The organism is Natrinema sp. CGMCC1.2065 (genome assembly GCF_051225675.1).
GTDB lineage: Archaea > Halobacteriota > Halobacteria > Halobacteriales > Natrialbaceae > Natrinema > Natrinema thermotolerans.
The window spans coordinates 163440-179466 of the sequence record NZ_JBPJSJ010000007.1 but is presented as its reverse complement, the minus strand read 5'-3'; the positions used below and the strand labels follow the sequence as shown (position 1 = coordinate 179466).

The following is a 16027-nucleotide window of genomic DNA, read 5'->3' as shown; positions in this document are numbered from 1 at the left end:
CAACTGGGCAAACAGCGCCGTCCTCGCGCCGACCGCGCGACTCGCAGACGACCTCGACGCGCTCGCGGCGCTCGAGTCGCTCGAGGCGCCGCTCCGCGTCTGTTACGGCGAGCGCGACACCACCGTCGACTGGGAGCCGATCGTCGAGCGGGCCGAGGAGCGCGGCGACGAGACGGCGGCGTTCGCCGGCGATCACTTCTTCCTCGGCGCGCACGACGAGATCGCGACGGCGGTCGCGTCGTTCTTCGAACGGGCGCTGTGTGCATCGGCCTGAGGACCGACCGGTCGGCGTCGCGGACCGTCTCGAGCCGGCGTCAGTCACCCCAGTGCGTGAAACCGCTTTTCGTCGCGCCCCGAGAAGCCGTCACTGTGACCGCGGCACCGACTCGTGACCGAAGCCCGTGTGACCGCGTGCAGCGATGACCGGCGACGGCGCCGCGTCCGTCCGCCGGGCCGAGACGTGGACCGAACTCCAGCGGCTGGTCTCTCAGGAGATGTGGATGGGCGACATCGGCCGCCACCGCTCCCCCTACGTGTTCCGCGGGGTCCCGGACGAGGCGTTCAGCCTCGAGACGTCGATCGGCCGCTTCGTCGGCGACTCCGGACGGTGGCACCTCGAACCCCTCTTACTCCGGAACTTCGCCCAGTACGCCGAGGGCGAAATCGACGAACTCCGGTCGGTCTGGCACCTGCTCTCGATCGCCCAACACTACGGGCTGCCGACGCGGCTGCTCGACTGGTCGTTCTCGCCGCTGGTGGCGGCCTACTTCGCCACGGTCACCGGCGACACCGCCCACGACGGCGCGATCTGGGCCGTCGACTACCGGAAACTCCACGCCGAACTGCCCGACCGCTACCAGGCGGTCCTCGAGACGACCGAGACGCACATGCTCGACACCCACCTGCTCTCGAACGCGACCCTCGAGTACGACCTGCGGGAGGCCGCCGGCGACGGACCCGGGCCGGCCCGGAACCTCAACGACGTCTCCCGCGTGAACGAACTCTGGCAGGAGCTGTGGGCGCCCGAAACCGAGCGCGACGACGAGTACGTCATGTTCTTCCGGCCGCCCGCGATCGACGACCGCATCGTCAACCAGTCGGCCGTCTTCTCCTTTCAGTCGGATCCTCGGATCGTTCTGGACCGGTGGCTCGAGGACCGCCCGGACTGCTACCGGAAGATCGTCATCCCGGGCGAGCGCAAACTCGAGTTCCGCGACAAACTCGACCAGTTGAACGTCAACCACCGGACGCTGTTCCCCGGCCTCGGGGGGCTGGCGACGTGGCTCACGCAGTACTATCAGCCACAGGCAAAGGAGTAAGCCGAGGAGACAGAAATATCCAATTGCGATAGGAACTCCATTATATACGATATCCGCAGTTTTTTCTATTCCCTCAGTAATCATAATCAATATGGGGAAAGATACCAGACGACCCCTACCTGACAAAATCGAAACACTCGGGTTAATTCTATGTAGTATAATAATCATCGCGTTAGCTGTTCAAGCCATTGACAACCCAATTAGCGTGCGTGGGTTCGGACAAATCGTCGGCATTAGCATGATCTATCTCTTGGTTGTCTGGTGGTTGTATGCCAAACCAGTCTCTAGCTTGACTGTCTCTGATTTATGGCTTGGGATAGTCTTATTCTTTATTTCATCTTGTATTATAATAGCAGCCGTACTTGTTAACTTACCAATTAAACAAGACCAAATATTTAGATTTGTTGTAATTTCAATAGTAGTTTTATTATGGTCGCTTGTACTTATTTTTAGTGCAGTAGTTAGTAGATATTATGAGGAGAGGTGATTTATCAGATAGGTATAGAATAACTGTTAAAGCGGGTTCGAAGGAACGTTCTCAATTTCGTCCAGAACCCACCGCATCGCGTTTGTATTCGGCGTATTCGGTTCTTCTCCCTTGTATAGACAGACTAGACAAGCGAGACAGTCTGCCTGAGCAAGTGCATCATTACAGAAGAGATAGAAACAAGCGACACAAGTGATTGCACCGATTCCAGTTGCCCCTGATGAACAGAGAGGAATGCAACTTCTACAGGATCCGACTACATCAACAATATATAGGACACAATCAGGGCAGGTTACGTTACATTCGACGCCTAAATAATCTAGCGATTCGCTTGCAAAAGTCCCGATAATCCAATCTTGGATAACATCTTTTAAAATGTCTTTTGGACCAGGGATCGGACCAATTCCTTGCGTACTTACTTCCTGTGCTGCTGGTTCAGATATTAGTAGCGGGCTCACGTCATCATCTATATCTGACAGAACTTCTGTTCGAGGATCAAACCCATCTATTTCGATAGCAAACTCACGAATTTTAGGGTTTTCATCATCCGGGCCTTTTATCCCAATACTAGCGTGAAATCCACCAAAGATTGTCTTGGCCTCTATCTTCACACCATCTATTTCACCATCAATATCAAGCGCCGACAGTACCAGTTGTTGTTCATTCTTTGTTGCGTTCCGGCTGAACACAACTTCGGAACCACTGACGCCTAGAGCAGCGTTCTCCTCTTTGGCCATTACGTAGCCAGAGGGAGTCTGAGATAGGTCCGGATCAAACGTAAAGAGTGCTCCAATCTTATCACTGTACTCCATAGCAGTAAGTGTCCCATAGTTACGAACTGGAATTCTCCATGCTTCAAGTTCACCGTTCGTGAGTTTTCCATCGGCGGCAGCATGGCGCTTTTCGACTCGTTCTGGCTCAGGCAGTGACTGGACGTTAAGTTCGTTAAGAATTTTCTTCACTGCAGAAGCCTCCTCAAGGCGTTTGAGATCCTCACGAGTCGTTTCTTTTGCGCTAACAGTTCCAAGCAGTGTATTCAGGCCGATTCCAGCACCAACTGCACCGGAAGTCGTTTTCTGTAGTACTCTTCGTCTACTGACCTTATTCTTACCACTACTACCTTTCATATGTTGTAGCAATATAACAATTGTATTCGTTATATATAATTTTTGCTTTTATATTAGATGATAAAACTTTATCTCAAAGAATCCGTTCTAAATGGCTATTTTGATGGAGTCACACGATGCGGAAGTGAAACACCGTCAACAGACTACAAGAGTCCGTATAGACTCAGTCCCGTCCGTGGCGGGTCAGGCACTTCGGGAGCCCGATCAGTTCGACCGGCTCCGAGTTGTCGGGCGAGTAGACGACCATCTGGCCTTTCTCCATGTAGGGCACTTTCGACTCGAGGTTGCTCGGAATATTCACGCTCTTGATGGCGTCCTCGTCGCCGAGGTTGAGGACGACGGTGGTGTTGATCTGTTTGAAGACGGCGTCGTGGATGTCCTGTGGGTCCTGGGTGATGAGAAAGAGGCCGAGTCGCTCCTTGCGACCCTGTTTGGCGGCCTCGGTGAATTTGCTGATGACCTTGCCAGCCTGCACGCTGTCGGCGTCGGTCAGGAAGTTGTGGGCCTCGTCCATCCCCAGCAGGAGCGGGGTCTCCTTGATCCGGTCGTAGTCCGGGTCGTTCGAGAGCTTCTGGTCGATGAGCAGCGAGGAGACCGCGAGGACGATCGTCTCCGTCGCCCGACTGTCGTTGATGTGGTAGGTCGGGACGACGGTCAGCCCGCCGGGGCGGACGAAGTCGGTGACCAGGTCGGTGATCGGCCGGGCGTCCTGATCGAAGACGTCGTCGAAGCCCAGCACGCGCCGGCGGACGGCGTCGAAGGTCGCCTCGTGGACCCGGCCGGACTCGTCGAGTTCCTCGCGCAGGGCGGGGTCGTCGAGGAACGTCGTGAACTCCTCGTAGGTACCGTCCGCGCCGTACTGCTTCCGGAATCGCGGCAGGAGAACGCTGACGAGCGCGCCGTACTGGTTGTCGTTTAACCCGCTGCCCGCGACCAGCCACGGGTTGTCGTGGACCATCGCGAACGGAATGGTGAACTCGACCTGCTGGGCACGGTGGTGGCCCGCCGCGTACGAGGCCGACCCGACCTTCGGGACGAACGCGGTCGTGTCGTCGTGGCCGCCGTAGGCGATCCCCTCGCGCTCGAGGCGGCGCGCGAACTCGTCGTCCAGGTCGGGGTTGTCGTCGTGCATCTGGGCGTACTCGTCCTGAGGGTCGAACTGGACGACGGCGGGGGTGACCTCGCGGCCGTCGGCCATCGGATAGGTCCGCTCGTCCGCGAGGTACTGGCGCAGGATGTTCTTCGCGCCGTGGGTCTTCCCCGATCCGGTCCCGCCGGCGATCAGCGTGTGCCGGAAGACCAGCGGATCGCCCGCGTCGTAGTCGTCTTTGAGACGGTAATCGATCGTGGGCGGCGAGGCGGCGGTCCGGACCTTCTCGCCGCCGACCGAGAGGTGGCCCAGGAAGACCCCGTCGTCGGGCATCTTCAGCCCGGTCTTGATCTCGGCGGTGTCGTCGGCCTGCCGGATCACCGTCTGGGGTTTCGGCACGCGGTCGGTCATCCGTCGTTTCAGTTCCCCATCGTCGTCGTAGAGGACGGCCACGGGCTCGAGTTCGGCGACGAACTTGTAGTCGGACTCGTCGATGTCGTCGGTGCGCATCGCCCGGCGGGCGTGGATCTCGGTCGCGTCGTCGGCGTGGTACTGCTGGGCGTACTCGAGGCCCGTGATCCGGCAGAACAGCGTCTCGCCGTCGGGGTAGGGCGCGAGCAGGTAGCTCCCGATGCGGACCGACGAGCGGTTGCCGCGGGTGACGTAGGCCCGGAGGGTGGTGTCGTCGCCGTCCTCGGCGACGCGCAGCCCCTGCGAGACACAGATCGTCCCGATCCCGACGTCCTCGCCGCTGGGTTCGACGTTCGTCGGTTCGAACCCGTCGTCCGCGTCGGTCGTCGAACTCGTCGCCGCGCGCTCGCCGTCCGACGACGCTGGCGACGAGTCCGCCGCGCCGTCGTCGGTGTCGGCGTCGGCATCGAAATCGCCGAAGTCTCCCAGATCGCTCATATCACGTCCATCAGACCGGGCCCCCAAACGCGTTTCCCTCCAGTCGGACGGACTGTTTATCCGCGCCGACGGTCACGGGCGACCGCCAGAGCCGCCGTTCCCAGCGCGAGGGCCGCGAGCGCGGCCCCGACAGTCATGCCCGGAACCGGCGCGCCGCCGTCGCTCGCGGCCGCGTCGGTTTCCTCCGCGTCCCCGCTCGAGTCGAACTCGCCGTCGCGCTCGAGGCCGTCCGGATCGGGGTGGTCGAACGAGCCGAGCGACTCGTTTCCGCCGGCGATGGCGACGGTCGCGGACTCGTCGACGACGGCCGGCGGATAGTCGCCGGTCAGCGACACGGTGCTTTCACCGAACGAAATCGGCGTCGTGCCCGTCGGCGCGTCCGCGGCGACGCGGACGGTCAGCGTCGCGATCGTCCCCGAGCCGGTCGTCCCGCCCGCGGCCGGCTCGCGGCGCTGCTCTATGATCGCCGTCCCGACCTCGTCGGCGAGCGTCGACCGCGTTTCGACTTCGGTATCCTCCCCCTCGAGCCACGGCCCTCGCTCTATGTCGGTGACGGTGAGATAATCGGGATTGTACTGGGCGATCAACGCGACTGCCGTGACGCCCTCGCCGCCGTGGCCGCCCCGACTCTCGAGCGCGACGGTGATCTCGACCGTCTCGCCGGGGTCGGCCTCGAGTTCGGTCCGGTCCGGCGAGACGAAGGCGACCTGATCGATCGCGGCGACGCTCGCAACGGCGGTGATCGACGCGAGCGAGAGGAGGGCGGCGACGACGATGACGGCGACGGCCCTGCGGGCGTCGCTCGGCGGTCCGTGAACGCGGTCGCCGTCGGCCGATGTCATGGATCGAGCGGAGCTACGGCCGAGGCCCGCTTACAGGTTCCGGATGTGGCGGCCGAGAGGGCCGAGCGAGGAGCGAGACGGTCCCCTCTCGCCGGTCAAGAACGCAATCGAGAACGGAACGGGATAGGGAGAATCGATCGGACGGACGCGATCGAATCGGCGGTTACTGGACGATCGAGACGGCGTCGGCGTATCGGGTCACCAGCCCCGACTCGGGGTCGTAGTTGAGGACGTCGACCGCCGCCATCGCGGGGAGGTGGGAGTGATGCAGCGCGATCGCCGCGCGGTCGGGGTCGACGAAGGGGCCGCCGTCGGGGGTGGCGAGCCGACCAGCCAACTGCTCGACCGACTGTGGTCGGTCGCTGTCGGCGAGGACCGAAAGCAGGCGCATCCGGGCGGGATCGACGAGCGTCTCGAGCAGTTCCGCGCCGTCGCCGTCCCCGCAGAGATCGAGCAACACCGAGAGGTCGGCGGGGTGAACCGGCGACTCGTCGACGAGCGCGACGCCGTCCTCGTCCCACTCGAGGATGTCGTAGTCCGCGAGCCGCGGCAGGTGGTTGTGGACGAGGCTGATCCGGACCTCGCGTCGCCGTCGATCAGTGTGGTCGTCCGTCGCGGCCCGCTCGAGCAGCGCGGTCGTCAGTTCCGACAGGGAGAGTCGCGTCCCGCGAGCGCCGAGGATCTCGAGGACGCGGAGCCGACGGGGATGGCGAAGGATCTCGTAGCACTCCGTCGGGACGTTCGCGAGTGGATGGGATACGTCGTCGCCGAGGTGAGCGTCCGAACTCATTACCCCCACCAACCCCTGCAACGGGGATAAGCCCGTTTCCAAAACGATTTGGGCCGCAAGTCAGCCGTTACTCCCGTAACCTCGTAGTACTGGGCTGAGACGCCCCATATCGGTGGATAGAGCCGACCTGTGGTGAAAATACGAGTCTCAGTGTCCGAAAACAATCACCGCACCGGAAGGCTCAGAAGACGGTTACTGTCGCTCGAGCGGTGTGGTACGAGCTGATTACGTCGGACGGACCGATAACAGTGCCACCGTACCACATGATTACTGGCCGAGTGACGGACCGGTGACGCGGGTCGGCCTGACAGCGGTCCCTCGAGACCCGTCCTCGGCCGACCGCCCGCGGGGTCGATCGACGCGTGGAGACGCTCAGTCCGGATCCCGATGCGCCGTGTTTTTGCCGTCAGGAGCCGTACACTAGGTCATGCTACTGGTACGCGGTCACGCGGGCGGGACGGAACTCACGGGGACGCTGTACGAACGGGGTGAGCGGGCCCCGACCTTCAGCGGCGCGCCCGACGAGGACGCCGCGTACGTCTGGGTCTGCGACGAGTTCTACGAGGTCGACAGCGGCGGCTCGACGCAGTTAGTCGACGGCCGGGAGGTCAATCTGGCCTTCGAGTCGCCGATGCCGCGGGGGTTCGACACCCGCGAGCAGGCCCTCGAGGGAGCCAAAGAACACGTCCGGACGCAGTTCGCCCGGATCGGCGTCGATCCCGACGACGTCGACCTCGCAGTCGAGAAAAGCGACGGCTAGGTCGCTCGAGCGGCTCAATAGGGCTGCTCGTCCCACCGGTGATCGTCGTACGTTCGGTCCTGTGCGGCGTCGAACCGATCCTCGAGGGTCTCCCGGAGCGATGCCTTCTCGGCATTGCTGATTCGGGCGAGTTCGTCGGCCTTTTCGACGATAGTCGGCGGCCCGTGAGCGACGGCGACGTCCTGTAACAACTGCATCGTCAGCCGCTCGCGGGTGTCCGGATCCTTCGTGAACGCGTAGGGGGCCTCGATCCGGTACAGCAGGTCGTCGCGGGGGTCGTAGATCACGAAGAAGGTGACCTCGTAGGCCGCGCGCTCGAGGCGGCGTTCGACGCCGAGGGCGTCGCCGTCGGTCGATAGCGGCCGGTCGACGCCGCCCCGCGATCGGAACCAGTTGGTGTAGGAAAGCGCCGAGTCGTCCCGTTCCCAGCGGTCGCCGTCGACGTCGTCGACGTACTCGCCGCGCTCGAGCAGGCGGGTAAACAGCGCCGAATCGTCGGCCCAGGGGACGCTGACTTCCCGTTCGGACTTGAGCGAGCGCGTGATGACCCGCGTCGCGGGGTTTTTGACGAAGCCGACCAGCGGCACCGAGCGATCGACGAACTCCTCGACCAGCCGGACGTAGTTCTCTAGCACCGTCGTCGGACGGGGGTCCTCGAGCAGGAAGTCCGCGAGGTCGGGGTGTTGGTCGGCCCAGCGCAACAGGCCACGGGGGTAGAGCGGGCCGTCGAGGACGAGCAGGTCCGAGACCGTTTGGGCGTGGTCGCGAGCGTGTTTGCTCTCGGAGAGATAGAGTGCCAGCGCGTGGACGACGCCCTCGGCAAAGCGCGGCAGCGGCGGCACCTTGACCGCCCGGCTCTTGCTGTAGCCCGCGTCGAATTTCCCCCAGGATTCATCGACGGCCATCGTCTCGTCGTTGGAGTGGACCGTCATCACGGTCGTCCGCGACCGGTGGAGGTCGAGGTCGCTCGGGGTGGCGCTCATCGCCGCCTGCGCGATGTCGATCACGAGTCCGTTCTTGAACGTCGTCGGATTGATCGTTCCCGCGTCGAGGCCGTGTTCGGTCGGGAACTCCCGGTCGCGTAAGGCGACGGCCTCGCAGTCGACGAGCCGTCGCGCTCGCTCATCGAGGGGCTCGAGGATCGGCCGGCCGTCGACGACCAGCGGATCCAAGAACTCCTCCCAAACGGTTTCGGCGAGGGCGCGGCGGTCGCGCTCGTCGGTCCCGTGGTCGATCCGCCCGGCGAGTCGCGCGATACCGTCGAAGTGGACCGGATCGAGCGTCATGCACGGTGGGACCGACCCGACCGGCAAAAAGCCAGTGATCGCGGTGACGGAGACGTTCACTCGATCCCGTGTAAATTACTATCAGAAAGCGTATGTATGGGCGGTTCGAGGGTCGGCATATCTCGATGTCCGAGCGAGAGTCGGCGGCAGTCGACCGCGGGGACAGTCCAGTCAACTGGCGACAGACCGGTTCCGGCGTCACCCTCTACGAGGAGGGCAACGGCGACGCCTGGATCCACGCCGAGTTCGAGGCCGGCATCGACCCCGAACACCGGCTGTTCATGATCTGTGACGAGTGTGGCGCGGTGTTCGCCCAGCGGAGCAAACCCGGTAACGGCACCGTTTGTGGCGACTGCGGCACGGCGTTCGATCACGCCCCGCGGGGCTGATCGGACGACCGAACGCGACTCGAGCGACGTACCGAACCGACGCGGGACGGGTGCGGACGGCGTCCGCTCGAGTCGGCCCCATCGAATGACACTGTTCTGGGTGGTCCGTCGATATTGGCGTCGCGACGACGAACAACGACAGCTAGTTACGGGACGGCGAGTTGCGATTTCGTATGGAAGCTGCGCTGATCGTCCTCGACGGCTGGGGACTCGGTGACGGCGGCAGAGACGCGGTCGCGGCGGCCGAAACACCGGTCTTCGACCGACTCGCGGAATCGGGCGCGGACGGTCGACTCGAGGTCGCGGGCCGACGTGTCGGGCTGCCCGAAGGCCAGATGGGCAACAGCGAGGTCGGTCACCTCAACATCGGTGCGGGCCGGGTCGTCTATCAGGAGTACACGCGGATCTCGGATTCCATCGCGGACGGCTCCTTCCGCGAGAACGACGCGATCAACGCGGCCTTCGACCGCGCGAGGGACAACGACGGTCGCGTCCACTTCGTCGGCCTCGTCAGCGACGGCGGCGTCCACTCCGACCAGGAACACCTGCACGCGCTGATCGAACTCGCCGGCGACCGCGGCGTCGAGGCGGTCACCCACGCGATCACCGACGGCCGCGACACCTCACCGACCGGCGGTCGGGACTACCTCGCGACGCTCGAGGACGTCGTCGACGACCACGGCACCGGCCACGTCGCGACGGTGTCGGGCCGCTACTACGCGATGGACCGCGATCAGAACTGGGAGCGGACGAAGCGGGCCTACGACGCGATCGTGAACCGCGAGGCCGAGTGGACCGCGGAGTCGGCGGTCGAGGCCGTCGAGAATTCGTACGACCGGGATGTGACCGACGAGTTCGTCGAGCCGACGCTGATCGCCGACGAACCGGCGCTCGAGGACGGTGATTCGGTCGTCTGGTTCAACTTCCGCTCCGATCGAGCGCGACAGCTGACCCGGATGCTCGCGGACATCCGCCCGGGAGACTGGGCCGACGAAGTCGAGACCAGCCCACCGGACGCCGAGGTCGTGATGATGACCCAGTACGACAAGACGTTCGACCTCCCCGTGGCCTACCCGCCAAACCAGCCCGAACAGGTACTCGGCGAGGTGCTTTCCGACGCGGGCCGGACGCAACTGCGGATCGCCGAGTCCGAGAAGTACGCCCACGTCACCTACTTCCTGAACGGCGGCCGCGAGGTCGAGTTCGACGGCGAGGTCCGGGAGATCGTCGAGAGCCCCGACGTGCCGACCTACGACCTGCAGCCGGAGATGAGCGCGCCCGGAGTTACGGATACCGCTATCGACGCTATCGAAGCGGACGATCCCGACGTCCTCGTCCTCAACTACGCCAACCCCGACATGGTCGGGCACACGGGCGACTACGAGGCCGCGATCGAGGCCGTCGAAGCCGTCGACGCGCAACTGGGACGGCTCGTCGAGACGCTCGAGGCCGCCGGCGCGCACGTCTTCATCACCGCCGATCACGGCAACGCCGACGACATGGGGACCGAAGACGATCCCCACACGGCTCACACCTACAACGAGGTGCCGCTCGTCTATCTCTCGCCGGGAGCGAGGTCGCAAAGCGACCTCGGAGATGCGAACGGGGAGGAACGACCCGTGAGCGACGGTACCGACGGGGGACGGACCATTCGCGAGGGCGGCACGCTCGCCGACATCGCACCCAGCATTCTCGAGGTCATCGACCTCGACCAGCCCCCTGAGATGACCGGCGAGTCGCTGCTCGAGTAGCGAGGGAGCCGTTGGCGATCGCTCGGGGGCCGCAACACCGAAGTCGCTGTGTTCGTACCCTCGAGTAGCGTGCTTTCGATCCCGTGGCCGGTGGCCGGCTCCCTGCTGTCCGGCGTCGGCACCGCGCTGTTGCTCTGGTGTCTCCGCGAGCATCGCGGAACCCCGAGCGCCGACTGGTTGCTGCTGACGCTCGTCGCGCAGGCGGTGTGGTGTTTCGCCTACGGGGCCGGGCTGCTCGTGTTCGACCCGACGCTTCGCTGGGCGCTCGAGGCCCTGACCTGGACCGGCATCGTCTGGACCGGCGTCCCGTTCCTGGCCTTCGGCCTCACCTACACCGGCCGCGGGGCCCTCGTCAAGACCCCGTGGTTCGGGCTGCTCGCGCTCGTCCCCGCGGTGACGACGGTCCTGGTCGTCACGAACCCCCTCCACGAACTCGTCTGGACCGGGTTCCGACTCGAGCCGGTCTTCGGCGCGGCGACGGTCGCCTACGAGCCCAACGCGTGGGCCTTCTTCGGGATCATGACCGCGACCGTCTTCGCAGCCTCCGGGACGCTGTTGCTGTTCGATACGGTCGTCAGCTACGGCCCGCTCTACCGGACGGAAGCGCTCGCGGTCGGACTCAGTACGCTGCCGCCGGGCGTTGCCCTACTGGTCTGGCTGTTCGAACTCGGTCCGGTCCCCCAGCTCAACCTCTCGGCGGTCCTGTTCCTGCCCCACGTCGCCCTCGACGCCTACGCCTTCGTCGGCGGCGATCTGTTCACCTACAGCCCTTCCGTCCGTCGGACGGCCGACCGGTCCGCCATCGAGGATCTCGAGAACCCCTTCCTGGCCGTCGACACCGACGAGCGGATCGTCGACTGCAACCCCGCGGCCGCCTCCCTGTTCGGCGTCGCGAAACCGACCGTCCTCGGCGACCCCCTCACGGCCGTGACCGAACTGCGGATCGACGATGCGGACGGCCGCGTCATCACCCGCTCCGACGGCGGCGAACGCCGCGAATTCGCCGTCTCGACCTCGCGGCTCCGAAACGACTCCGGACGGGTCGTCGGCCACACCGTCATCCTCCAGGACATCACCGACCAGCGGCGACGCGAACAGCGCCTCGAGATCCTCAACCGCGTGCTGCGTCACAACCTCCGGAACGATCTGACCGCCGTCCGGGGATACGTCGGCCTCGCCGCCGATCGAACCGACGACGAGGACGTCCGGGCGAGCCTCGAGACGGCCGCCGCCGACGTCGACGGCGTGATCGGAATGACCGAGAAGGTCCGGGCCTTCGAACGAGCGGTGGAGGCGACGCCCGCCGCAGGGACGTTTTCGGCCCGGAACGTCCTCGACGCGGTCGCGGCCGACCTCGAGGGCGAGACCGGGGGCCGCGTCGCGGTGACAGTTCCGACCGACCTCACGCTGCGAACGAATCGGGACCTGTTCGAACTCGCCGTCTCGAACCTCGTCGAGAACGGGCTCGTCCACGACGACGAGGATCCCCACGTCACAGTCGCGTTCGAGGGTGTCGATCCCGATCGGACCGCCGTCTTTACCGTCCGCGACGACGGCCCGGGGATTCCGGACCACGAACTCGCCGTCCTCGAGCGCGGCGAGGAGACGCCGCTGGAACACGGCAGCGGACTCGGGCTGTGGATCGCCTCGTGGGCGGTCACGGCCGTCGGCGGCGATCTCGCGTTCGAAACCGACGAGGGCGGAACGCGCGTCACGGTTCGGCTCCCCGGCGTCGTCGACCCGTCAGCGGCGCAGTCGGCCGATGGGACACGCGCCGACCGATCGGCAGCTGCGGACCGCCGGGCGAACGCGGACCGATCGCGGTGAGTCGCGTCGCGAACCGACCGGAGCCGAACGGAGCGATCCCGAGCGCTATATACGTCACATACGAAGGTTCAATGGGCCGACACGCCTGCGTGCAGCCGAACGCCATGACCCAGTCAGCCACCACCCAGGCGGAGTCGATCGTCGACGAGTACGTCCTCGGCGTCCGGATCGTCGAAACCGAGTCGGCCGACGGCGGCCCGCGGTATGAGTTCGTCGCACCGAACCACACCGCCATCGACTTCGACGACCTCGAGACGGCCCGGCTCTACGGGGCCGTCTACTACGACGTCAACGGCTTCGTCGAGGAAGACACCGGCACCCGCGGCGTCCCGCCGGAGGTCGTCCAGGCCGGCAAGGACACCCTCGCCGCCTACCTCGTGACCTGCCCGTGGGCCGACGTCAACTGGGTTGCCTCCTTCTACGGGACGACCCCCGAAGAGATCGAGCGCTACTGCTCGTGGGTCCGCGACCGCGCCGACGAGATCCGCTCCCGTGCCGACGCCCACGGCCTCGAGTAGGGCGCTCGTCCGCAGCGTCTCGGTATCGTCGCCGCTGAAACGATTGACACACTGATCGCACCGCTGTCGTGCGATCGGGTCTGCAGTGACTGTCAGTGGCGACTATAGTCGCGCTCTTTTCGATCCGTCGCCAGCACGGGGGAGTACTGCGGTCGGTTTCCGTCTCAATAGCCGTACAGAGCGGTCGGTTTCCGTTCGTTTCTCTCTGACCGGCATAGTATTCCTTCGCTAAAACAATTCAGGTAAAGAATACTATTATAAAATCTAACCATATGTCGGGTGTCTCTCCCCACACGCATGGTCGAATTCACCAGGCGGAAACTGATGGCGTCGTCCGCGGCGGCGGCGCTCGGTATCGGTGCGATCGGGACCGTGAGCGCGGACGATACGGACACACCGGGCGCGCCGACGATTCGAGGGGACATCGACCGACTCGCGACCACGGCCCGCGGGGCCGAGGTCACCGGCCCGTTCGTCTTCGAGAACGGCGAGGTGCTGTTCAGCCTCCAGCACCCGAGCCGGGAAAACGCCGCCCCCTACGATACGGCAGCGGTCGGCGTCCTCGCCGGCCATCAGTTCGAGTTCAACGGCCGCAACGACGAGTTCGACGAACTCGAGGCACCGCGTTCGAAAGCGGCCCGAGAGCAGGTCCAGGTGGCCGGCGGCGAGTACGATATCCTCGTCCAAGAGGGCGAGGAGATCAACGGTGGTTCGGAACGGTGGGGCCACCCCCAGACGCCCGACGGCACCGACGTCACCGAGTTCGTCGGGAGTCGGTACGGCGACGTCGGCTACAACCCCGACATGAACTTCTTCGTCCCGACCGACGACGAGGGGCTCGAGGGATACCTCTTCACGAACAACGAGACGAGCCCCGGCTGTATCACGCGGACGCCGATCAGCCGCGGCGAGGGCGGCTGGAGCGCCGACGCGGCGAACGCGATGGAACTCGAGAACCGCGAGGCGTTCCGCGAGATCGGCGGCACGCGGATCAACTGCTACGGCGACCTGAGTCCGTGGGGGACGCCGATGTCGTCCGAAGAGGACTACAGCCACCCGCGCGTCTCCGGGCCGGCGACGGTCGGCGACGTGATCGAGGCCGAAAGCGGCGTGGGGATCCGGGGCGCGGCGGCGTTCTGGAACCGGCCGAACCCGACCGAGATCGCGGGCGTACTCGGCGACGACGGCGACCTGTTCGAGGAAAGCTGGTACCCACAGGGGACCTGGGCGCTGGGCGGCGTCGAGATGCAGGCCTACTACCTCGGGGCCGAGCCGGTCGATCAGGACGGCGACACCAACACGACCGAGCCGATCGGCGAGGAGTACCCCAACCGCTACCGATACGGTCACATCGTCGAAGTCACCGAGCCGACGGCCGCGGAGCCGACCCCGGTCAAACACTACGTCATGGGTCGGGCCGCCTTCGAGTGTCCCGAGTTCATGCCCGACGAACGGACCGTCTACCTCGCCTCCGACGGCGCGAGCAAGGGGCTCTACAAGTTCGTCGCCGAGGAACCGATCCCCAGCTACGACGACCGGATGGACGTCCGCGGCACGCTGTATGCCGCCCGCGTCACGAACGACGAGGCCGCGAAGAACAACCCGCCGGCCGAGGTCGACCTCGAGATCGAGTGGGTCGAACTCGGCACTGCGAGCAACGCCGAGGTCGCGTCCTGGATCGCCGACTACGACGACATCACGCAGGTCGACTACCTCGAGACCCACGCGGACGTCGACTGGGAGAGTGATCTCGCGGCGGCGCTGGCGGCGGCCGACGAGGAAGTCGCGATCAACGGTAATCGAGACTACATCACCGACGCGGAGATCGTCGAGTGGGCCCGCCAGTACGAAGAGTACGGCCCCGACGGCGTCGACGAGGAGTTGCGCCGGATCCCGTTCCTCGAGACCCGTGCCGCTGCGAAGGCGATCGGTGCCACCGTCGAGTTCCGCAAGGCCGAGGGGATCGACTCGCTCGACGACGCCGAGCCCGGCGATTTCCTCTATCTCGGCATCTCGGAACTCAACGACGGCATGAGCGACGACGAGGGCGACGTTCGGATGGACCGGGTCGACGGCGGCGTCGTCTACCGGGCCGAACTCGAGGAAGACTACGACGTCTCGACGCTCGAGCCGGCGGTCGTCGGCCCCGACGCGACCGACCGCGAGTCGATCGTCGACGCCGCACCGATCAACGTGGACAACGTCATGGTACTCGACGACGGCCGCGTCCTCCTCTGTGAGGACAAGGGCAGCTTCGGCCGGTCGTACCCCAACGACGCGCTGTGGGTCTACGAGCCGCCGACCTCGGTCCACATCGACTCCGTCGCGGTGCGACAGGACGCGACCGCCGCGGCCGAGCTGACCCTGTCCGCGGTGCCGGACGGACTCGCCGGCGGGACGGTGTCCGTCTCGGTCGATCACACCGACGTCGCCGAGATCACGGGCGCGACCTACCACGACGCGCTCGAACTCACCGCCGGCCCGACCGTCAGCGACGACGGCTCGACGGTCGAGTTCCAGTTCGCCGATATCGACGAGGAGATCCAGCCCGGCGCGACCGACGTGTCGGTGGCGACGGTCGAACTCGAGGGCGCGAGCATGGGGACGACCGACATCTCGGTGACGGTCGACTCGCTCGACGACGACGACGGCGCGCCGATCGAGTCCCGGCCGCACACGGGCGTCGTGGTCACCGGGCCGCCGCCGATCGACGGCGGCGCGGGCGGAAGCGGGGCAGTGCCGACCGATCCCGACGGCGACGGTCGCTACGAGGATGTCAACGGGAACGAGCGGCTCGACTACGACGATATCGTCCTCCTGTTCGAGGAGATCGAGGACGACTCCGGGTCGTTGACCGTCGACGCGTACGACTTCAACGACAACGGCCGCATCGACTACGACGACGTCGTCGAGCTGTACGACGAGCTGTAAC

General features: G+C 65.0%; 12 protein-coding genes and 1 pseudogene. 8 read left to right on the top strand and 5 right to left on the bottom strand.

Annotated features, from left to right (window positions below; all coding sequences use genetic code 11):
• Positions 1-274, top strand: a pseudogene (locus ACSBP4_RS09905) (alpha/beta hydrolase); the annotation flags it as partial.
• A gap of 145 nt (positions 275-419) precedes the next feature.
• Positions 420-1319, top strand: coding sequence for an FRG domain-containing protein (locus ACSBP4_RS09900; protein WP_049964858.1), 900 nt, complete (start codon positions 420-422; stop codon positions 1317-1319).
• A 513-nt stretch (positions 1320-1832) separates the two neighbouring features.
• On the opposite strand, the gene ACSBP4_RS09895 is transcribed toward ACSBP4_RS09900, so the two are convergent.
• From ACSBP4_RS09895 to ACSBP4_RS09880, 4 genes are all read right to left on the bottom strand, one after another.
• Positions 1833-2933: a hypothetical protein gene (locus ACSBP4_RS09895; protein WP_136396856.1), complete on the bottom strand. Its 1101-nt coding sequence runs from the start codon at positions 2931-2933 to the stop codon at positions 1833-1835.
• A gap of 163 nt (positions 2934-3096) precedes the next feature.
• Entirely contained in the window at positions 3097-4932 is a 1836-nt protein-coding gene (locus ACSBP4_RS09890; protein WP_435552110.1) for an ATP-binding protein, read from the bottom strand.
• Positions 4933-4988: 56 nt separating this feature from the next.
• Positions 4989-5774, bottom strand: coding sequence for a cohesin domain-containing protein (locus ACSBP4_RS09885; RefSeq protein WP_435552109.1), 786 nt, complete (start codon positions 5772-5774; stop codon positions 4989-4991).
• 163 nt (positions 5775-5937) lie between these two features.
• Positions 5938-6564, bottom strand: coding sequence for a DUF7344 domain-containing protein (locus tag ACSBP4_RS09880; RefSeq protein ID WP_049964861.1), 627 nt, complete (start codon positions 6562-6564; stop codon positions 5938-5940).
• 427 nt (positions 6565-6991) lie between these two features.
• Here ACSBP4_RS09880 and ACSBP4_RS09875 point away from each other — a divergent pair, with 427 nt between their 5' ends.
• Positions 6992-7324 (top strand): DUF7113 family protein, encoded by a 333-nt coding sequence (locus tag ACSBP4_RS09875; protein WP_006181304.1) that lies wholly within the window; start codon positions 6992-6994, stop codon positions 7322-7324.
• 14 nt (positions 7325-7338) lie between these two features.
• On the opposite strand, the gene ACSBP4_RS09870 is transcribed toward ACSBP4_RS09875, so the two are convergent.
• On the bottom strand, positions 7339-8610 hold the full coding sequence (locus ACSBP4_RS09870; RefSeq protein WP_435552108.1) for a DNA double-strand break repair nuclease NurA: 1272 nt from the start codon (positions 8608-8610) through the stop codon (positions 7339-7341).
• A gap of 125 nt (positions 8611-8735) precedes the next feature.
• Here ACSBP4_RS09870 and ACSBP4_RS09865 point away from each other — a divergent pair, with 125 nt between their 5' ends.
• The 5 genes from ACSBP4_RS09865 (at position 8736) to ACSBP4_RS09845 (ending at position 16026) form a co-directional block, all read left to right on the top strand.
• Positions 8736-8999 carry a hypothetical protein gene (locus ACSBP4_RS09865; protein ID WP_241429943.1) on the top strand — a complete coding sequence of 88 codons (264 nt, stop codon included), beginning with the start codon at positions 8736-8738 and terminating at the stop codon, positions 8997-8999.
• Positions 9000-9172: 173 nt separating this feature from the next.
• Positions 9173-10750: a 2,3-bisphosphoglycerate-independent phosphoglycerate mutase gene (gene gpmI, locus ACSBP4_RS09860; protein WP_435552107.1), complete on the top strand. Its 1578-nt coding sequence runs from the start codon at positions 9173-9175 to the stop codon at positions 10748-10750.
• A gap of 48 nt (positions 10751-10798) precedes the next feature.
• Positions 10799-12577 carry a histidine kinase N-terminal 7TM domain-containing protein gene (locus tag ACSBP4_RS09855; protein WP_435552106.1) on the top strand — a complete coding sequence of 593 codons (1779 nt, stop codon included), beginning with the start codon at positions 10799-10801 and terminating at the stop codon, positions 12575-12577.
• A gap of 104 nt (positions 12578-12681) precedes the next feature.
• Entirely contained in the window at positions 12682-13095 is a 414-nt protein-coding gene (locus ACSBP4_RS09850) for a hypothetical protein (protein ID WP_435552105.1), read from the top strand.
• Between the two features lie 297 nt (positions 13096-13392).
• Positions 13393-16026: an alkaline phosphatase PhoX gene (locus tag ACSBP4_RS09845; protein ID WP_435552104.1), complete on the top strand. Its 2634-nt coding sequence runs from the start codon at positions 13393-13395 to the stop codon at positions 16024-16026.
• Position 16027 lies beyond the last annotated feature (1 nt).